At 53.5% G+C, this 20,107-nt stretch carries 20 protein-coding genes; 12 read left to right on the forward strand and 8 right to left on the reverse strand.

All coding sequences use genetic code 11. The features are described from left to right. Positions 1-95: 95 nt before the first annotated feature. Both EGT74_RS10110 and EGT74_RS10115 read left to right on the forward strand, forming a co-directional pair. Entirely contained in the window at positions 96-671 is a 576-nt protein-coding gene (locus EGT74_RS10110) for a DUF937 domain-containing protein (RefSeq protein WP_123846384.1), read from the forward strand. 154 nt (positions 672-825) lie between these two features. After that, positions 826-1,509: an OmpA family protein gene (locus EGT74_RS10115; RefSeq protein WP_123846385.1), complete on the forward strand. Its 684-nt coding sequence runs from the start codon at positions 826-828 to the stop codon at positions 1,507-1,509. 257 nt (positions 1,510-1,766) lie between these two features. Here the strand turns inward: EGT74_RS10115 and EGT74_RS10120 are convergent, their stop codons facing one another. Continuing rightward, positions 1,767-2,957, reverse strand: coding sequence for an aspartate aminotransferase family protein (locus EGT74_RS10120; protein WP_123846386.1), 1,191 nt, complete (start codon positions 2,955-2,957; stop codon positions 1,767-1,769). Positions 2,958-2,991: 34 nt separating this feature from the next. Here EGT74_RS10120 and EGT74_RS10125 point away from each other — a divergent pair, with 34 nt between their 5' ends. Genes EGT74_RS10125 through EGT74_RS26895 form a run of 3 tightly spaced genes read left to right on the forward strand, consistent with a single transcriptional unit; the run spans position 2,992 to position 3,894 of the window. Next, a complete protein-coding gene (locus tag EGT74_RS10125; protein ID WP_123846387.1) occupies positions 2,992-3,513 on the forward strand; it encodes a gamma carbonic anhydrase family protein in 522 nt (173 codons plus the stop codon). Positions 3,514-3,566: 53 nt separating this feature from the next. Continuing rightward, positions 3,567-3,716, forward strand: coding sequence for a hypothetical protein (locus tag EGT74_RS26890; protein WP_158618082.1), 150 nt, complete (start codon positions 3,567-3,569; stop codon positions 3,714-3,716). 10 nt (positions 3,717-3,726) lie between these two features. Next, a complete protein-coding gene (locus EGT74_RS26895; protein ID WP_158618083.1) occupies positions 3,727-3,894 on the forward strand; it encodes a hypothetical protein in 168 nt (55 codons plus the stop codon). A gap of 25 nt (positions 3,895-3,919) precedes the next feature. Here EGT74_RS26895 and rsgA read toward each other — a convergent pair whose 3' ends face one another. From rsgA to EGT74_RS10150, 5 genes are read right to left on the reverse strand one after another with little or no spacing between them, the layout of a single operon-like run. Then, entirely contained in the window at positions 3,920-4,849 is a 930-nt protein-coding gene (rsgA, locus tag EGT74_RS10130; protein ID WP_123846388.1) for a ribosome small subunit-dependent GTPase A, read from the reverse strand. A gap of 19 nt (positions 4,850-4,868) precedes the next feature. Further along, positions 4,869-5,879: a vWA domain-containing protein gene (locus EGT74_RS10135; protein ID WP_123846389.1), complete on the reverse strand. Its 1,011-nt coding sequence runs from the start codon at positions 5,877-5,879 to the stop codon at positions 4,869-4,871. Between the two features lies 1 nt (position 5,880). Continuing rightward, positions 5,881-6,879 (reverse strand): hypothetical protein, encoded by a 999-nt coding sequence (locus tag EGT74_RS10140; protein WP_123846390.1) that lies wholly within the window; start codon positions 6,877-6,879, stop codon positions 5,881-5,883. A 27-nt stretch (positions 6,880-6,906) separates the two neighbouring features. Then, positions 6,907-7,773, reverse strand: coding sequence for a DUF58 domain-containing protein (locus tag EGT74_RS10145; RefSeq protein ID WP_123846391.1), 867 nt, complete (start codon positions 7,771-7,773; stop codon positions 6,907-6,909). 10 nt (positions 7,774-7,783) lie between these two features. Continuing rightward, a complete protein-coding gene (locus EGT74_RS10150; RefSeq protein ID WP_123846392.1) occupies positions 7,784-8,785 on the reverse strand; it encodes an AAA family ATPase in 1,002 nt (333 codons plus the stop codon). Between the two features lie 489 nt (positions 8,786-9,274). On the opposite strand from EGT74_RS10150, the gene EGT74_RS10155 reads away from it, so the two are divergent. Continuing rightward, a complete protein-coding gene (locus EGT74_RS10155; RefSeq protein WP_123846393.1) occupies positions 9,275-9,904 on the forward strand; it encodes a response regulator in 630 nt (209 codons plus the stop codon). A 73-nt stretch (positions 9,905-9,977) separates the two neighbouring features. Beyond that, complete coding sequence (locus tag EGT74_RS10160; RefSeq protein WP_123846394.1) at positions 9,978-11,339, forward strand: IPT/TIG domain-containing protein; 1,362 nt, start codon at positions 9,978-9,980, stop codon at positions 11,337-11,339. A gap of 12 nt (positions 11,340-11,351) precedes the next feature. On the opposite strand, the gene EGT74_RS10165 is transcribed toward EGT74_RS10160, so the two are convergent. Then, positions 11,352-14,780, reverse strand: a complete 3,429-nt coding sequence (locus EGT74_RS10165; RefSeq protein ID WP_123846395.1) for a triple tyrosine motif-containing protein — start codon at positions 14,778-14,780, stop codon at positions 11,352-11,354. 182 nt (positions 14,781-14,962) lie between these two features. On the opposite strand from EGT74_RS10165, the gene EGT74_RS10170 reads away from it, so the two are divergent. From EGT74_RS10170 to EGT74_RS10190, 5 genes are all read left to right on the forward strand, one after another. After that, positions 14,963-15,298, forward strand: coding sequence for a hypothetical protein (locus EGT74_RS10170; RefSeq protein WP_123846396.1), 336 nt, complete (start codon positions 14,963-14,965; stop codon positions 15,296-15,298). Positions 15,299-15,405: 107 nt separating this feature from the next. Beyond that, entirely contained in the window at positions 15,406-16,071 is a 666-nt protein-coding gene (locus EGT74_RS10175) for a peptidylprolyl isomerase (RefSeq protein ID WP_123846397.1), read from the forward strand. Positions 16,072-16,146: 75 nt separating this feature from the next. Continuing rightward, the gene (gene gcvH / locus EGT74_RS10180; protein ID WP_123846398.1) at positions 16,147-16,527 is read left to right on the forward strand and encodes a glycine cleavage system protein GcvH; all 381 of its coding nucleotides are present in this window, start codon (positions 16,147-16,149) and stop codon (positions 16,525-16,527) included. A gap of 32 nt (positions 16,528-16,559) precedes the next feature. Then, on the forward strand, positions 16,560-16,934 hold the full coding sequence (locus EGT74_RS10185) for a VanZ family protein (protein ID WP_158618084.1): 375 nt from the start codon (positions 16,560-16,562) through the stop codon (positions 16,932-16,934). Between the two features lie 176 nt (positions 16,935-17,110). Beyond that, positions 17,111-17,410 carry a helix-turn-helix domain-containing protein gene (locus EGT74_RS10190; RefSeq protein WP_123846400.1) on the forward strand — a complete coding sequence of 100 codons (300 nt, stop codon included), beginning with the start codon at positions 17,111-17,113 and terminating at the stop codon, positions 17,408-17,410. A gap of 154 nt (positions 17,411-17,564) precedes the next feature. On the opposite strand, the gene EGT74_RS10195 is transcribed toward EGT74_RS10190, so the two are convergent. Beyond that, complete coding sequence (locus tag EGT74_RS10195) at positions 17,565-20,045, reverse strand: DUF5686 family protein (RefSeq protein ID WP_158618085.1); 2,481 nt, start codon at positions 20,043-20,045, stop codon at positions 17,565-17,567. Positions 20,046-20,107 lie beyond the last annotated feature (62 nt).

Raw genomic sequence — 20,107 nt, forward strand, 5'->3', positions numbered from 1 at the left:
TCTTCCCCCTGCAACAATTTTTCAGGGGGAATTGTTATCATGGTGGCCAATTTTTACCGTAATCATATTATCCACCTTCCAAAACCATGTCAGACATGCTAGATCAATTAGTACAACTGGTGCGCGAGAATGCCCAGCAAACTGTCGTTGCCAACCCTGCGGTGCCCAATGAACAAAACGACGCCATTATCGGCGAAGCTTCCCACTCTATTGCGGCCGGCCTGCAGGATGCGCTCGCCAGCGGAAACGTACAGGAAGTTATGGGCCTGTTCAATTCCAATGGCCAGGTGGACAACAGCAACCCCCTCGTCAACAACATTTCAGGCAACCTCATCAGCAGCCTTACGGAGAAATTTAACCTGAACAGCGGTACCGCGGCTTCCATCGCAGGTTCCCTCATTCCGGCCGTGCTGGGCTCCCTGGTCAAGAAAACCAACGATCCGGCCGACAACGGGTTTTCGCTCGACGGTATTTTCAGCTCCCTCACGGGCGGATCTACCAACGGCGTGAACCTCGGCAGCCTGCTGGGCAAATTTGCCGGCGGCCTTGATAAAGATGGCGACGGCGATGTGGACATGCAGGACCTTATGGGCATGATCAGCAATGGCGCCAAACAGCAGCAAAGCAATGGCGGCCTGGGCGGTCTTTTAGGCGGTCTCTTCGGCCGGTAATCTACGATACGGACAGGCGGGGTACCCTCACCTGTTCGTTATTTTTAATTTTTCTTTCCCTGATTACCAGTTATTTAGTCATGAAAATTGATCTTGGCAGAATATTTGTTCAAGCAATCATCACAAATAAACTTTTATGTTTAAACTTACTAGCATGAAACGAATGAATGCATTGGCGGCGATGGCACTGGCGGGAATGATGGTTTTTGCCAGCTGCAGCACCTGGCAGGGTATGGACAATACTAAAAAAGGCGCTGTGATCGGCACAGGCGGCGGCGCAGCAGCCGGCGCCGTGATCGGCAAGGCGGCGGGTAATACGGCCCTTGGCGCTATCATCGGCGCTGCCGTGGGCGGTACTGCCGGTGTACTGATCGGTAAAAAAATGGACAAACAGGCGGAAGAGATCAAAAATGAAGTGCCGAATGCGACGGTAGAGCGTGTGGGCGAAGGTATCAACGTAACCTTCAACTCAGGCGTGCTGTTTGGATTCGACAAATCTGACCTGACCGCTACCGCACAAAGCAATATCCGCGAACTGGCGGAGGTATTGAATAAATACCCCGATACCCATGTACGCGTTGAAGGCCACACGGACGATACTGGTGCAGATGCTTATAACTACAGCCTGTCTGAGCGCCGCGCCAAATCCGTAGCAGCATACCTGGCAAAACAAGGCGTATCCAGCGGACGTATCCAAACGTTCTGGTATGGCGAAACACAGCCTAAATACCCCAACGACAGCGAAGCGAACCGCGCACAGAACCGCCGTGTTGAGTTTTCAATTTTTGCGAACGACAAAATGAAGTCTGAAGCGAAGAGAGAAGCAGGCCAGCAATAAGTTTTTAGTTGAATTTTCTCATAAGCAGTTTGAAACGAACCTCCCGGCTTTCCGGGAGGTTTCTTTTTTTATAGCGCTGGTGCACGTTTGGCGGGATAGCACAACCAGGCTTCACCAGTTCGTGATTCGGAGAATGAATGGCATCAGCTTTATTTCGACGTTTCTAACCTGACAGGAACAATCCTGCCGGGTTCTCTCCTGAAATGATCGGCATTACGCCAACATTTCCAACATTCCGTAGTGTCTGCAGATTCGCTTTATTGCTCCCCCAGCGTGTCCAGCCCTGCCAGGATAATCCTGCAGGCTTCGCGGATTTCTTCTTCCGAAATAATCAACGGCGGCACGATGCGCAGGCATTGCGGCGCGAATAAAAACCAGTCGGTGATCAGGCCGTTGGCAATGCAATAATCAATCACTTTTTTATTGGACGGAAAATCATCCAGCTCTATGGCGAGCATCAACCCCCGTGCGCGTACCGCTTTGATGCGGGGATGCTGCAGCAGTTGGAGGAACAGTTTTTCTTTAGCGGGAATGGCCGCCGTGAGATCTTCTTCGATGAGCGCTTTCATGCCGGCGAGGCCGGCGGCGCAGGCAACGGGATGGCCGCCGAAAGTGGTGATATGGCCCAATACCGGCTGGTTGGTCAGGCTCCACATAACGTCGCGGCTGGCGATAAAAGCGCCGAGCGGCATGCCGCCGCCGAGGGCTTTGCCCAGCAACAGCACATCCGGCACAATGCCGTATTGTTCGAATGCCCACAGGGTGCCGTTGCGGCCCAATCCGCACTGAATTTCATCGAGCACCAGCAGCGTTCCGGTTTCAGTGCAGCGCCGGCGGAGGGCCTGCATCCATTCCTGCGAAGGGGCGATCACGCCCGCTTCCGCCTGCACGGTTTCCGCGATGACGCAGGCGGTGCGCTCCGTGATCCGGCCGATCATGTCCATTGAGCCGTGTTGCAGGTGCTGCACATCGGGCAGCAGCGGCCGGTAGGCATTGCGCCAGTACTCGTCGCCGATGATGCTCAGCGAGCCCTGGGTAGAGCCGTGGTAGCTGTTTTTGAAGGCGATGATCTCCGTGCGGCCGGTGTGGCGCTTGGCGAGTTTCATGGCGCCTTCGGTAGCCTCGCTGCCGGAATTGGTAAAGTATACGCTGTTGAGGGAGGCAGGCAAATGATCCGCCAGGTATTTGGCATAGGCCACCTGTGGCGATTGCACGAATTCCCCATACACGAGCAGGTGCATATAGGTAGCGGCCTGCTTCTGGATCGCCTTTACCACGGCCGGATGGCAGTGGCCCACGTTGCAAACGCTAATGCCGGCAATCAGGTCGAGGTACTTTTTGCCATCCGCATCCCACATGTACATCCCCTGCGCTTTCACTATTTCCAACGCCAGCGGGGCGTCGGAGGTTTGCGCGTTATGTTGTAAAAAAAGCTGCCTGTTATTCATTGGGGCGAAGTTAGTGAAGTTCTATATTTGTACTATGCCAGTAATATTACCCGTAAAAGGAGTGCTCCCCCAGATGGGAGACAATTGTTTTATAGCGCCCAACGCCACCATCGTGGGAGATGTGATCATGGGAAAGGATTGCAGCGTGTGGTTCAATGCCGTGGTTCGCGGCGATGTGAATAGCATCCGCATGGGGGACAAGGTGAATATCCAGGATGGTGCCGTGATTCACGCCACTTACCAGAAAACCAAAACGCACATCGGCAATAACGTGTCTATCGGCCACAATGCCATCGTACACGGCTGCACCGTGGAAGACAACGTACTGATCGGCATGGGGGCCATCGTGATGGACAATGCGCACATCGGCAGCAATACCATCATCGCCGCCGGAGCGGTAGTGCTGGAAGGCACCCAGGTGGAAGCCGGCAGCATTTATGCCGGTGTTCCCGCCAAAAAGGTGAAAAACGTCAGCCAGGAACTGATTCACGGTGAAATAGACCGTATCGCCAATAACTATATCATGTATGCGGACTGGTTCCGCGACCAGGTCTGAGACGCACACTTTAGGAAAAAGTGTTATATTGCATAGACTGAAATATCCCTCCTATGAAAAGAAAATGGTTGTTAGGCTGCTGGCTGGCATTTTTGGTGGCCGGCTGCGCCACGCAGAAGTCGGGTTGCCCGGGCAGTACATTTTATAACGCCGGCAATGCCAAACAAAACGGCAGGGCGGGGAAACAAATGAAACTGTTTTAAACGGGCGCTTATGCGGAAATGGACAATTTTACTGGCTTTAACGGCCGGCATCCTGTTTACAGGGTGCCGCACGCAGAAAACCGGCTGCAAAACACCGCCGAGGAACATGGGCGCCGAGAAGGTATTTGATGAAATGAATAAACCGCCGAAGAAGGGATTGTTCAGGAGACGGGGATAACGGCGAGGCGGGCCTCACGGGCATGTTAATACCCTTTCTCGTCAATCGTGTGCCAGATGGCCACGTAGCTGAGGTACCGGTCCATATCGATCTCTCCTTCTTCCACCGCTTCTTTTACCGCACACCCCGGTTCATCGAGGTGCTGGCAGTTATTGAACTGGCAATTGGCCAGGAAAGGCTGCATTTCCAGGAAATAATGTGATAGTTCGGCTTTGGGGATGTCTACGATCCCGAATTCCCGCAGGCCCGGCGTATCGATGAGGCGGCCGCCGCCCGGCAGGTCGAACATCTCGGCGAAGGTGGTGGTGTGCATGCCTTTACCGCTCCAGCCGCTGACGTTTTTTGTTTTCAGCTGCAGCTCCGGCAGCATGTTGTTGATAATGGTGGATTTGCCTACGCCCGAGTGGCCCGAAATCAGGCTCGTTTTATCGTGCAGCACCTCCCGCAGGGCGTCGATCCCTTCGCCGGATGCGGCGGCGGTGAGCAGCACCGTATACCCCATGGATTCATATACTTCTTTCCAGTGTTCATATTGCTCCATGTCTTTCGCCTTGTACACGTCTCTTTTATTGAAAACGAGCACGGCTGGAATGTGGTATGCCGCGGCTGTAATGAGAAAGCGGTCGATGAAGCCCTGTGAGGTGCGGGGCTCTTTGACCGTGCAGACCAATACCGCCTGATCGAGGTTGGCGGCTACGATATGTTTTTTGTATTTGCTTTGAGGGGAACTGCGGACGATGTAGTTTTTTCGTCCGGCAATGTCCGTTATCATGGCCGTATCCTGCCCGCCGTCTTCCATGGCAATGGAGACTTCATCGCCTACGGCAATGGGGTTGGTGGACGTGATATCCCCGTCTTTCTTGAAAATACCCGGCAGGCGGGCCTGCAGAAAGTCGCCGTTGGCCGATTTGACCACATACCAGCTGCCGGTGGATTTGTAAATGGTTGCTTGCACGGCGTAAAGGTAAATCAAATCACGGCAATCTCCTGAAGAGCGTATAGCGCAGCACTACTTCGAGCAGCAGGCACGCCAGGGCTATCATCGCCAGTGGGAAGAAATGTTCCGTAAAACGTTTGTACGATGTGATTTCCACTTTCGACCGTTCGAGTTTGTCGATTTCGTGGTAGATGTTTTTGAGCGAGGTGTTGTCGGTTGCGCGGAAATAACGGCCGCCCGTTTCGGAGGCGATTTTTTTCATCAGCGGCTCATCGATCTGCACGTCCACCATCTGCATCTGGATGCTGCCGTCCGGCATGGTGGCGGGAGAGGGGGCTTTGCCGATGGTGCCCACGCCTACGGTATATACTTTGATCTTGTACGCTTTGGCGATTTCGAGCGCGGTGAGCGGGTCTACGAGGCCGGTGTTGTTCACCCCGTCCGTCAGCAGCACGATCACCTTGCTTTTGGCTTTGCTGCCCTGCAGCCGGTCTACCGCGGTAGCGAGGCCCATGCCGATGGCGGTGCCGTCCTGCAGCAGGCCGCTCCTGATTTGCATGAGCTGTTGTTTGAGCACGCCATGATCCATGGTGATGGGGCATTGTGTGAAACTTTCGCCGGAGAAGATCACGAGGCCGATGCGGTCGCTGATGCGGCTGTCCACGAAGTCCATCGCTGTTTTTTTTGCGGCTTCCATGCGGTTGGGGCGGAGGTCTTCCGCCAGCATACTGCCGGATATGTCTATGCTCAGCACGATGTCGATGCCTTCGCTGTCGATGCTTTCAGATGTGTTGGATGTTTGCGGGCGCGCCAGCGCGGTCACCAGTGCGGCGAAAGCGACGATACGCAACACCAGCAGCAGCGGGCGGAAGCGCACCTTCCACGAAACAGGCAGCCCTTTCAGCCCCTGCAGGGAAGACATCTGTACGGCGCCCTGGAACCGGCGGCCGCCCTGGTAGGCCCACCAGATCATAACGGGTATGAGCAGCAGCAGCCAGAAAAAGGCCGGGTATGCGAATGCGATATGTTTCCAGCTATCGAAGTTCATGTTATTTCGTCTGATGATTTGTGCCTTCCGGCTCAACAACGGCGGTGGCGGCGGCTTTCGTCCACTCCACCACGGCGATGGCCTTTTGCAGGCAGTCTTCGTGCTCCTGCGGCGACGGCTGCAGTTTGGCAAACTTCGCCAGGTCGGCCAGCGTCAGGATGCTCTGCAATTTGTCGCGCTGCTGGTTGAGCACGGTAACCGGTTTAATGTTCTGCAGCAACTCTGCGCTGGTCTGCTCCAGCGCCGCGATATGGAACTGCTGTTCAAAATATTGGCGGAGCACGTCGGTGAGCTCGGTGTAATACAGCTTCACATCGGTGTTCCAGGGTTTGTCTTTTCCGAGTTGCGCCAGGTGTTCGATGGCTACCTCGTACGGCGTTTTGGCCGGTTTGGCGGGCAGCGGTTTGGGCGCGGGCTTGCGTTTACGCCAGTATACAAAGTACAGCACCACCGCGGTTACGAGCACCAGGATGCCGAGCAGCCAGGGCCAGTAGTCCAGCAGGTTCCAGGCTACGCGGCGCAGCGGCTTGATGGGCTTGAACGCTTTGCTGGTATCGACGGCAACGGTGTTGACATCGATCATGATGGGATCGGTGAACACGGAGTCGTACGACCCGTCGGTGACTGAAAATACTTCGAACTTCATGGGCGGCATTTCCCAGCGGCCGGAGTCGAAGCTGGTCACAGTGATGATCTGTTTCCAGACTTTCTGCTGCTCATTGGTGCCCGTAGTATCGAGCGGCGTGCGGGAAACGATCTCGAGGTGATTCAGCGAATCCGGGAGGTTCGGGAACACCACCTTCAGATTGGCCCCTTTCAGGGCATAAAGCATCACCTTGGCGGTCACGGAAATGTTCACCTGTTCGCCGAGGCGTATTTTGGTGGTGTCGGGCACGGCCTTCACCTGGAAATAATCTTCGTACTGCTGCGCCATTAATGGCCGGCCGGCCAGCAGGCAAACCAGCGTGGTAAAAATGAATATGTTCTGTCTTACTTTCATCCGGTGTGGCAGTGATCAGTTTTTATCTTAAACCCTGTTCAGGAAAAATGTTTGCAATGCTTTCACGTAATCTTCGTCTGTGCGGATGCTGATCAGTTCTGCCCCGCTTTTCAGGAATGCGCTCCGGCAATACTGTGCGTGTTGTTGAAACTGATGGGTGTAATACTGCCGTATTTTTTTATCGCCGGTATCTACCCATTGCGAAGCGCCCGTTTCACCGTCCGTCATCCGGATCATGCCTACGGGCGGTAGTTCTTTATCGCGCGGGTCGTACACCTGTACGCCTACCACATCGTGCCGTTTGGCGGCGATGTTGAGCGCGTCCTGGTAGTTGCCGGAGAAAAAGTCGCTCAGCAAAAAAACAATGCTGCGTTTTTTGGTGGCATTGTTGAAGAAGCGCAGCGTTTCGGATATGTTGGTGCCTTTTCGTTTTGGTTTGAACGACAGCAGCTCGCGGATGATGAAGAGGATATGCGACTTTCCTTTTTTAGGCGGGATGTATTTCTCCATGCCGTCGCTGAAAAAGATGACGCCGACTTTATCGTTGTTCTTGATGGCCGAAAACGCCAGTACGGCGCAGAGCTCGGTAACGAGGCTGCGCTTGGTGTGGGTGGCGGTGCCGAACGATTCGCTTTCGCTGACGTCGACGAGCAGCATCACGGTAAGCTCCCTTTCTTCTTCGAACACCTTCACGAAGGGATGGTTGAAGCGGGCGGTCACGTTCCAGTCGATCGACCGTACGTCGTCACCGAAATGGTAGTCGCGCACTTCGCTGAACGACATCCCCCTGCCCTTGAAAGCGCTGTGGTATTCGCCGGCGAATATGTGATTGGTAAGCCCTTTGGTTTTGATTTCCAGCTGGCGGACCTTCTTGAGTATTTCTGAAGTTTCCATGGCTTACGGTTTATGGCACTTCCACTGCGTTGAGAATTTCGCTGAGGATGTTTTCGCTCGTTACGTTTTCGGCTTCCGCTTCGTAGGTGAGGCCAACGCGGTGGCGCATCACGTCGAAGCATACGCTGCGCACGTCTTCCGGAATCACGTACCCCCTGCGCTTCATGAAGGCGTAGGCTTTGGAGGCCAGTGCCAGGTTGATGCTGGCGCGGGGAGAACCGCCGTAAGCGATGAGCGGCTTGAGTTTGGCCAGTTTATATTCTTCGGGGTTGCGGGTTGCAAACACCACGTCGATGATATATTGTTCGATCTTCTCGTCCATGTACACCTCGCGCACCAGCTTGCGGGCCTCCAGGATCTCAGCAGGGTTGACTACCGGGTTTACTTTCGCCTGGCCGTCGGGCTGCAGGTTCTGGCGGATGATGTGGCGTTCTTCTTCTTTGGTGGGATAGCCGATCACGACTTTCAGCATAAAACGGTCTACCTGTGCTTCCGGCAACGTATAGGTACCTTCCTGTTCTATCGGGTTTTGTGTGGCCAGTACGAGGAAAGGCTCTTCGAGTTTGAAAGTGGTATCGCCGATGGTGATCTGCCGTTCCTGCATCGCTTCGAGCAGGGCGCTCTGCACTTTTGCCGGGGCGCGGTTGATCTCGTCCGCCAGGATGAAGTTGGCGAAGATGGGCCCTTTCCTTACCATGAACTCATTGCGCTGCTGGTTGTAGATCATGGTGCCCACCACGTCGGCCGGCAGCAGGTCCGGGGTGAACTGGATGCGGGAAAAGCGGCCATTGATGGCCGAAGCCAGGGATTTGATGGAGAGCGTTTTAGCCAGCCCCGGTACGCCTTCGAGGAGCACGTGCCCCTGAGCCAGGAGGCCGATCATCAGGCGTTCCACCATGTACTTCTGGCCTACGATCACTTTGTTGATTTCCAGGTTCAGGATGTCTACAAATGAGCTGGCCTGGTGAATCCTGTCGTTCAGTTGGCGGATATCGTACGATGTATTTTCCATGTATTTACATTTCGAGGTTGCTAAAATAATGATTCTGCTCTTTAAACCTACTGCCATGGCGGGTATGCGCCGTTAAATTGCTGTTAAAAACGCCCATTCAACATCCTCCCCCGTAAACAGATATGGTTTAAAAAAAATTCCAATTTAAGAAAGCGGATTGATATTTTACAAGCGGAAAGCAAAATGTACTTAAAATTATCTGCCGCCCGCCTCTTGCCCACTGCCATCATATGGATAATGCTCCGGAAACCGCACACATCAAACAAAACCCGTACCCAATTCCCGAATGTATTCAAATAAAAAGCATTATAAAAATATTTAAAATAATATTTGATGACCGGGCATGCCGGTGCTGCATTAAAGAGTTGTGGATGTTCGGGTTAGGCGCCGCCGGCTGACGGGTAATGCGGCATCACATGATTGCGGTACCCGTAACAGGGAAAAAGGGTGTAAGTTGCAGGTGTTCTTTCCGCTAAATGATTGTTGTACATGCCGGTTAACATACTTGTTTATGAAGACAATGCCAGCCTGCGGGAAAGCCTGGCCAACCTGCTTTCGCTGACCGAGATATACCAGGTGGCGGGCGCCTGGCCGGATTGCGCCCTGGTGAAAGAACAGGTGGCGCAGTTGCGGCCCGATGTTATATTGATGGACATCGACATGCCGGGCGTCAACGGCATCAGCGCCGTAAAGCAGATCCGCAGCTTTGACCAGGCGGTGCAGATCATAATGCTGACCGTGTTTGACGATAACAACCATGTGTTCGAGGCGCTTTGCGCCGGGGCCAACGGATATCTCCTGAAAAAATACATATCAGACAGGCTGGTGCCGTCTATCCAGGAAGTACTGAACGGAGGAGCCCCCATGAGCCCTTCCATCGCGCGCATGGTCATTACCAGCATGCAGCAGCCCGGGACGGGGAACGATTACCAGCTCACCAACCGCGAAAAAGAAATTCTTCAATCCCTCTCCAGGGGAAACAGCTTCAAACTGATTGCCGCAGACCTGGGCATCAGCCTCGACACGGTGCGTACCCACATCAAACGTATTTACGATAAACTCCATGTTCGTTCCCAAATCGAAGCGGTGAGCAAAGCGATCAACGAAAAACTGGTATAGCCCGCCACATCATTACGGTATTGTTTTGGTTTACCGCCGTCGCCAACTTTGCATTCAGCAAAATCACAGCGCGATGAAAAACATTGTACCCCGAAAGTTACTGACATGGAGCCTGCTGCTGGCTGCGGCCTGCACAAAAGATAACGGCGGCCAGGACAACACCAGAGAGCTTCCCGTCATCCAGTCCATCAGCCCCGACAAAGGCCCTCAGGGCACTTCCGTCACCATCCTCGGGCTTCATTTCTCCGCCGTTCCCGGCAATAATACCGTTACGTTCAACAATGTGGCCGCGACCGTCACCCAGGCGGAAACCGGCAAGCTGGTGGTTATGGTGCCGAAAGGCGCCGGTACCGGCCCTGTAACGGTAACGGTTAATGGAAAAACAGCCAACGGCCCCGCGTTTACCTATCAATACGGCTTTACCGTTACGACGCTCGCCGGCGGCACCAAAGGGTATGCAGACGGGACGGGGGCGGCGGCCATGTTCGATTCGCCTTCGGATGTATGTACGGATAACGACGGAAATGTGTACGTAGCGGACAGGCTCAACCAGCGCATCCGTAAAGTTACGCCGGCGGGTGTGGTGACTACCCTGGCCGGCAGCACACTGGGGTATGTAGACGGCCACGGCGTCAGCGCGAAGTTCAGCATGCCGAGAGGTGTTGCCATGGGCGGCGGCGGTATTTACGTGGCGGATGAAACGAGTCACCGCATCCGCAAAGTTGCGCTCGACGGCTGGGTAACTACCATTGCCGGTAACGGGCAGGCAGGATTTAAAGACACAACGGCGCCGCAGGCGAGGTTTTATCATCCTTACGATGTTGCCGTCAGCAAATACGGGTCAATCTTTGTAGTGGACCAGGCCAATCACCGCATCCGCAAGATCAGGAACGGGCAGGTGACGACGCTGGCAGGCAGGCTTGAAGGAAGGGCAGATGGGGAAGGCGCCGATGCGAAATTCGCGTTCCCGTGGGGTATCGCTGTAAGCCCCGGCGGCGCGGTGTACATTGCGGATGGCTATGATAACGGTGTCCGCAAACTGGAGTTCAAAAGTATAGCCACGGGCGTGCTGGTAGATGAAGATACCGCAACGACTATCCCTACCACCAAAGTCATTATCAGCACATTGCTGCGGGGCGGAACGGGCGATGCGGACGGCGATCTCGGTACGGCAAAAATCGAACTTATATACAACCTGGGTACAGACGCCGCGGGAAATATTTACCTGGCAGACGGTGGTTCGCAAAAGGTGCGTATGGTAACTCCGGCTGGTCAGGTGTTGACGGTAGCCGGGAGCTATCCTCCGGGGTATCTGGATGGCAGCGGGACGGCAGCGAAGTTTCGGCACGCCGGCGGCGTGGCGGTGGATAAGCAGGGGAATATATATCTTGCCGATACCCATAATCACTGCATCCGCAAAATCACACCTGAATAAAGCGGCTTATTTTCATACCGGCCATTGCAGCGCAATGGTAGTGCCGCCGCCCTGAATGGAGCGTATCACAAGCGTTCCGTTCAATGCGGCGGCACGATTATGCATATTCCTGATACCGTTGCCGGAGCCGGTTCCTGATACATCGAATCCCCTCCCGTCGTCGGCGATCACCATATGCATCGTGTCCCGCTCCCGCCGTAACTTGATATGGACGCCGGTGGCTTCGCTGTATTTGACAATATTGTTGATCGCTTCTTTGTAAATCAGATAGATGTCTTTCCGCTGCCCGGGGTTAAGCCGGATATTGTCCAGCTGGCCGTCTTCATTGAAAATGTAACGGATGCGTGCGGGCTCCAGCATCTCCGCGGTAAACTCTTTCAGGCGGATCATGATCCTTTCGATCGTATCATTGGCGGGGTTGATGGCCCAGACGATGTCGCTCATGCTTTCCATCATGCGCGACGAATGTTCCCTGATCCGCAGCAGGTGGCTTTGTGCGGCATCGTGCGCAGGCATCTGCTGCATGGCCAGTTTGCTGATAATATCGATACTGGTGAGGGTGGAGCCGATTTCATCATGAAGGTCGCGCGCAATGCTGCTCCGCAGCTTTTCTTCCACCATGTATTTGGAGATTTTGGCGGCACAGATGCCGGCTATTTTGGTGAGAAGTTGCAGGTGCCTTTTGGTGTAGAAATTCCTTTGCGGGTGCTCGGAATCAATGACGCCGTATAATTTCCCGTCTGCCAGGATCGGTACGGCGATCTCCGAAAGCCGCTGCCGGTCGTCGAGAATGTAACGTTTGTCTTTCGCCGTATTGTTGACGATCTCTGCCCGCCGGCTTCGGGCGACAGCGCCCACAATTCCTTTACCCAGCGGTATTTCCAGCGGATTGATTATTTCTCTTTTCATCGGGTTCTTGGGCCCGTAGGCCGCTTTCTGCACCAGCAGTCCACGCTGTTCGTCGTATTCATAGATGACGCAGTCTTCCAGCTGCAGCTGCGAGATGCAGTTGCCGGCGATGTCCCAGAGAATATCTTCGGTCGTATTTTGTCCATAGAGCGAAGTGGCGAAATAGTTCAGCACTTTTTCCGACCTGATTTTTTCCTGCAGGCGCCTCACCAGGCGGAATAATAGAAAAGTGGAAACAGCCGCAGCGATCATGAAGAACCACCAGGTGTTCCAGAAAGGTGGGCGGATGATAAAGGAAAACGGCCGGGCCGCTTCAAACCACTTTTCCCCGCTGGTGCTTGCCGCAACGGCAAAGGTGTACGCGCCGGGCGGCAACGAACTGAACCGGACGCTGTTGTTATTGCCATGAGCCACCCACTGACCATCGAGGCCCGCTAATCTGTACCGGTATTGCACCCGTCCCGTGTTGGAAAAGTAAGGCGCAACAAAATCGATGTCGATGGAGTTTTGATCATAGGGAAGCCTGACGGTGCCCTGGCGGCTGTCATGGGCAACATGTTCGTTGTTGATGCGCACGCCGGTGACGGTCACCTGCAGCGAATCGTCCGCCGCCCTTACGGCCTCGGGCCTGAAATAATTGATGCCGTTGAACCCGCCAAGGAACAACACGCCTCCGCGGCTATAATACAGGCTGTTTTGATAGAAATGGTTCCCCTGGATGTTGTCGAACTGGTCAAAGAAATCCGTTTTTCCCGATAGGCGGTTATATCGGTACAAACCATCGTCGGTAGCCAGCCACAGGCGATCCGTACTGTCTTTCCACACGGAATGGATAAACACCCGGTCGAAGTGCGGGCTGAGTTTTTTTAGCGTGAGTTGCCGGCCCTTTTGTGTGAGCAGGTACAGGCCTTTGGTGCCCAGAATATATTCGTGCCCGGATAGCTGGTAAAGGCAGCGGGCCGGACCGGGAAGACGGGTCGACAGGGCGGCGCGTAGTGTCAGGGCCGAATCGAGGCAGTACACGCTTTTTTCGGTACCGATCCATATCTGGTGAAGATCGTCTTCATAGCAAAAGTTGAGATTTTCCTTTTCTCCCGGGAAGCGGACAGGTGTGATGGTGTAATCACGGCCGTTCATCAGGTAACCGCCGTCACGCGCGGCAATGAGGTGATGGCCATTGTGTAGCGTAAAAATCTGGTCGATAAAATCATTTTCCAGTTTGGACCGGAGGTTGTCTCCCGCCGGCCCTGCCGGGAACGAAGGCCTTTTGTACCTGCCCGTGGATGACTCGTAAAGCCACACCCCGCGATTGGTCTGCCCGATGATCACATAACGGCCATCGTATGCGATGCCGCGAACGGAAGGGTGGTTCATTTTATCGGAAGCGCCGGACGTGGGGAATACAGGCCGGATAGTACCCCGCTGCAGATCGAAGTAGGCGATGCCGTTGATAGTGGCCAGCCAGAGGTTCCCGTTTTCATCTGCCGCGAAACCCCGCACATGGTTGCTGAAATACCTGGCGGGATCGGTTTCCCAGTTCCGGATAAGGCCTATTTCCTGCTGGCCCGGCCGGAAAGAGAGCAGGCTGAAATCGTTACAGGCCCATACCTGGCGATGTTCGTCGAGGTAAAGATCTACAAGCCCTTCCTGGTTGAACAGCGGCCGGCCGTTGTGGAACAACCTGCATGCGCGGTATTTCCCGGTAACACCGTTGTATTCCAGTAATCCTTTGGATGTGGCGAGCAGATGCCTGCTGGCGTCCAGGGGCTGCACGTCGTTGATAAGGAGGAAATTATCGGCCGCGTCAGGAAGATGCTGCCAGATGTTTACGGGCGATATTTTCTGCGCGGAAAAATCGTACAGGAACGACTGGTTTTTCCAGTTGGAAACCAGCGCTGCCTGTTCGCTGAGGGCATTGACCGAATACAGGTCGCTGACGGGAAGCGAGTCACAATAGCCGGGTTTTTTTCGATAAAGGTTACCGGCTGCACAGTAAAAAACGGTATTGCCGAAAGTACTCAGTGAGTACTGTCTGGTATGGAAGGGCGGAGCACCCGGGAATGCCCCCGCGGGGGGGCGGAATGAGCCGGTAAGACTGTCGTACGTATAAATGCCGCGCGTAGTGAGCAGCTGTACCGGTTGGCCGGGCAGTTCGAAAATGTTTCCGGGGGAGGGGCGCCAGACAGTATCCACAGCCACATTCCGGAAGTCGGCCTGGTCGTCGTTAAACAGGTAAAGCCCCTTGATACCGGTGACCCAAATCCGGTTTTGACGGTCGCAGAGGATGGAGCCGAGCCTTTCGCCAGGGAAGAAGACGGTGATCCGTTTGCCGTCGAAACGTTTTACCTGGTTGTGGTACAACAGCCAGATGAACCCGTTCCGATCCCGTGTTATCCGCCGCAAGCCAACGGTGCGTATGCCTGAATTATCGTCGAAAAGCCGGACATGGTAGTCTGGCAACTGCGCCATGGCAGCGGATGTGCAGAGTGTAAACAGCCATAAACCCAATATGGAAGACAGCTTTTTGTTCAATGGGGTTTCGTTATATGCTTAAATGTACAAATTTGGGCGATGGGTTTTCATATTATGGTGAAAATGTATTTGACTTGCGGACGAAGGTAATTTGGCGGCGGTTTTTATGTAAACCGTACATTTGTCATCCGTTTATGGCTGCAACCGTTATGCCATGAATCTAAAACACTAAAAACCAAGGGATGGAACAGGAAGACTTTGCAATAAGATGGAAGAAAGTGGAGGAGTTGCTGCACGAACGTTTCGGCAAAACGCCGAACATGGAGGCCATTCTTTTACTGATCGGGATACAGGAGCTGAACAGCCCCAAAACGAAATTCACCAAGGAACAGAAACAGGACCTGATGCATATCGCCGTGTGTACGCTGCTGACCCAGAGCGGGTATTATGAACCGGAAGGACGCGACCGCGACGGGTGGCCGCATTTCAAAGAGCTGCAGCCCGTGCCCAAGATGGGGCTCGAAGAGCAGGAGCGGTTTTTAAAGGAGCATGTGATCGCTTATTTCGAGGAGGAGTAAAACCGGAGATATTAATCCGCCGCATGCCCCACTATCGCTGAAGGGTGCGACGCAACGGCTGCTGGGCCCGGATCCCGCCGCCCGTTCCACCACAACAAACAAACCTCATGCATAAAACCCTGCTCATTGCTTTGTTGCTGCTGGCCGGATTGGCCGCCAACGCCCAACGTAACCGCAAAGTAAAGGTGACCACCGATTACGGCACCATGGTGATCAGGCTGTACGACCAGACGCCGAAGCACCGCGACAATTTCATCAAACTGGTGAAGCGCCGTTTTTACGACAGCCTGTTGTTTCACCGGGTGATCAGACAATTTATGATACAGGGCGGCGACCCCTCGTCCAAAAGGGCCGCGGCCGGTACTTTGCTGGGTGAAGGCAGCGTGGGATATACGGTGCCCGCCGAGTTCCAGCTCGACCTGTACCATAAAAAAGGCGTGCTGGCGGCGGCGCGCGATAACAATCCCGCCAAAGCCTCCGACGGGTGCCAGTTTTATATCGTGCAGGGCAAAAAGTTCACGGACGGCCAGCTCGATACGCTGGAACAAACCCGCCTTGGGGGCCGCAAGATACCCGTCGACCAGCGGGAAACGTATAAAAGGATCGGCGGATCGCCGCACCTCGATCAGAGTTACACCGTATTCGGGGAAGTGGTCAGCGGGCTGGCCGTGATCGACAGCATTGCCGCGGTAAAAACCGACAAAAACAACCGGCCCGTGCAGGACGTGCGCATCCGGAAAATCAGGCTCGTCAAGAAATTCCTGTTTTTCTAAGCCATTGTTAACGAAGAAGTTTTTTATTATTCTGCCCGTAAATCTTTATTTTTACGGCTCAAAATCAAAATTGACATGAATTTTCCGTCAGAACTGCGTTACACAAAAGACCATGAGTGGGTATTGCTCGAAGGGAATACTGCTAAAGTGGGTATTACCGATTTTGCACAGCGTGAGCTCGGTGATATTGTATTTGTAGACATCAACACCGTAGGCAAAGCCCTGAAAGCAGAAGAGATTTTTGGCACCGTGGAGGCTGTAAAAACCGTATCCGACCTGTTTTTACCGGTATCCGGCACGGTGGGCGAAATCAATCCCCGCCTCGAAGGCAATCCGGAGCTCGTGAATACCGACCCGTACGGCGAAGGCTGGATGGTGACCATTCAGGTGGAAAACACGGCAGATGTGGACGCTTTGCTGACCGCAGATGCTTATAAAGCGCTGATCGGCGAATAATAATGAACGAAGCGAATTCAAATAAAATGAGGATGATCCGTTACTACTTACCCGCGTTAGGATGGATCATCCTCATTCTTTTTTTGTGCACGATGCCGGTGCCGGCGGTGAAACCCACTTCATGGCTTGACCTGATCCACCTCGACAAAATCGTGCATTTCTTTTTATTCGGCGGCACCGTTATTTTGCTGGCGTACGGGTATCACCGGCAGCGCGGGCGCGTCAGTACTTCCGGGCTTTTTTACCTCGCCCTTTTCGTTACGCTCTACGGGCTGGCCATCGAGTTTATCCAGAAGTATTTCACCGCCAACCGCAGTTTCGAAATCTGGGATGTGGTGGCCGACGGTGCGGGCGCACTGGCCGGCGCGCTGATTTTCGGGCTGATCGGCAGGCGCTTTCTCAAATAATATTTCCGGCTTTCAAAATGATATGAATGCACTCAAATTGAGTGCATTTTTTTTGCGAATTTTTCCCCTCTCTCCGACTTTTTATTCGATAATCCCGATACTATTTCAGCTTTCACCAATTTGTTTTGGCGCGTGTTTTTTATGCCGTTAATATTGCCGTTATAGCAGTGTTTATCATGGATATTGGTTCACAGATCAGGAAGATTCGCGAAAGCAGAAATGTAACGCAGGAGTATATGGCTTCCCGGTTACAGATCAGCAAAACGTCGTACGGAAATATAGAAAGGAATATGATCAAAAGGGTAACGCTGCCGATGCTGATGGCTATTGCAAAACTGCTGCACGTGCATTATACGGCTTTGCTGGGGGATGATGCAACGCTGGAAGCGTCGGGTATAAACGCGTTGCTGGACGGCGTGCATCACCTGCTGGAAAAAATGGACGGCATAGAAAAACAGTTGCAGCGTTTGCAGTAGCTCCGGCACGACATCCATTGTTTGTTACACTCCTCAATATAACGGGTTGAAGATGTCTATCTTTCCCGGTTGCTTTGATGGTGGGAAAACATCGTCTTTGATGCGGGATATTCATTCCAGTTGTGAAGGGACATCATCCATTGTTTGTTACACCTTAAAACTGCAGGCGGAAACTGCCGAAGATGCCGAAGCGCTTTTCATACGGTTCGTCGGGCAGCGGTTTGGGGGCGAGGCGCCATACAAAGTCGACCCGGATGAATTTGAGAATGTTCTCCACGCCGGTACCTACTTCGATGTAGGGATTGCCCTGCAGGGTTTTGAAAGGATAACCTGCGGTCAGGTTCATGTTCCTGTTGGCTTCGGACAAGCGGCCTATCACGCCTTTGGCGGTCCAGAACTGGCGGAACTTCAGTTTGCGCACCAGCGGGATGTAATTGAAAATGCCGCTGCCGATGGTGTGCTCCAGGTTGAAGCCAGCATATTCGTCGCTGATGAACTCGTAGCGGTTCATCATGTTGAACGCGTACTTATTGTAATAGTAGATTTCGTTGCCGGGATGGATTTCCAGCTGGGTATAAGGCAGCGGCGAACCGAAGATCTTACCGCCGAAGAAATTATAGTACAGTTGGCCGAATGGCGCCAGTTTGATGTAGTCCGACACGGTCAGCGCGGTTTTATGATAGTTGTAGTTGCTCTTCATAAAACCTTTTACACCGAGGGCGTATTTGAACTCGACAATCGGGTATTTGCTGCCGAGGCTGAAGCGGTAATAATTCCCTTCAAGGAATTCTTCGCGGAAGGCATAACGCAGCTTTACGGCCACTTCCATATTGGTCAGCGGGTCGAGGCCCTCGCCGTTATGCGGGAAGAAGTCGCCCGCGGGCAGCGGCGGGAAGGGCAGGAATTGTTTGTGCGATACCGAGAAGTGATGGGAGAAGCCGGAGAAATATTCTTTATAGAATTCCGCGCGTTTTTCATCGATCAGCATGAACTTCTGCGGGATGTTCGGCTTACGGATGGCCAGCGAAAAGATGTTATCGGTGCCGACTTCGTCGTAGTAGTTGGCGCCATTGTCCAGGTCGCGGATGAACGAGCCGTACACATACATGCGCGGGTGGCGTTTCAGCAGCCAGAGGGCTGATATTTTGCCTTTAAAACGGTCGTCGCCGAAGCCGTACGCGAGATAACCGTTGAGGTAAATGTTTTTATTGAATTCCGGGGTGGTGCCCAGGTCGAGCCGCATCCGGAACCCTTCGAGGCTGTTTTGCGAGAACAGGTACCAGTAGGGGCCGAATTCGATCGGGCCCACGGGTTTATAGCCGGTGGCGAGGAAGCGGATGGTATTGGAGTATTTCTGGAAGAGGGGGATTTTCTGCAGGGTATCCACCATCTTGTAAATGGCCACCTCATTTTTGGTCAGCGAATCGTGCCGGTGGGTGGCCCAGAAATCGTCCGGCCGGTTGCGCGCACTGTCTGCCACCACAATGTTCTGAGGGTACCGTTTTTCGGTGAAGATATTGGTGGCGGCGGTATCGTTTACTTTGATGTTGTTGTAGGAAGTGGTTTTCCGGCCGATGAACTCGATGGTTTTGGTCGGTTTCGGGCTGGGCGTCCAGAAGTCGACGATAAACTTATCCTTGGCAAGGAACCACCCGCTGCTGTCGGTCATCGGCTTGAACTCCTGCACCAGGCTTATTTTTCGCACGAAATTGATGTTGGCGTCACCGGGCACCGACAGGCTCATTTTCTGGATGGCGTAGGTGGAATCCTGCACCCATACTTCGCCCACAAAAACGTTCTCGCCTTTGCGGCGCGGCTCGAAGTTCAGTTTGATGAAGCGCAAGTTATTGACGTACTGTGTATCGGTAATGCGGTAGTGGTAATAGAGGGCGCCGCTGTTATTCACCGGGCTTACGAAACTCTTGTCGAAAACGGGGATGAAGTTGTCGTACACGTTGATGTTCTGGTACATCCCGCCGAGGAACTTGGTCACGCTTTCGTTATCGAGCCCCGAGGTGCGGCTGGCCTTGATAACTTCCTTGGTTTTTTTAGGGTCTTTCTGGAAATAGTAGTCGGATATGCTTTCCGTGAGGAATACCGGCAGGAAGGGCTGGTTTTCAGTAGTGCTGTCGATATTTTTCAGGATGAAGGAAAAGGGTTTGGTGAAGCGGTTTTTGGACAGTTTCACCGTATTGAGGTTTTTAATGTCCAGCTCGAGTTTATTGTACACCTCGTAGGTATAACTGTCAAGGCGGTCGTAGTTATTGTACGGTTTGCGCCGGATGATCTGCCGCAGCAGGATGAGGGCGAAATTGACGTTCGCCTTTACCTCGTATTGTTTGAGCGAAACGTCGCCACGGGTGATTTCAAAATTGAGCGTTTGTTCCTTCAGTTGCCGGTTCACAAACAGGACCATCCTGCCGTAACCCATGACCCTTACCAGCAGGGAGTCTGACGGAATCGAGGGCAGTTCGAAGAGAAATGCGCCGTTTGCATCGGTGACCATACCGGTGTTGGTGCCAACAAACTGCAAGGTGGCAAAGGGAATCAGTTCCTGCGTATGCGCATCCTTTACAATTCCACTGATCTTATATTGAGCGCTAAGGGGGAAGAAGCTGACGGTACAAATAATCAAAGCTATGGTTCGTTTCCAGCCGGTCATACACGAGGCAAATTAGATATTTTCACAGATACAAC

The organism is Chitinophaga lutea (assembly GCF_003813775.1).
Lineage (GTDB): Bacteria > Bacteroidota > Bacteroidia > Chitinophagales > Chitinophagaceae > Chitinophaga > Chitinophaga lutea.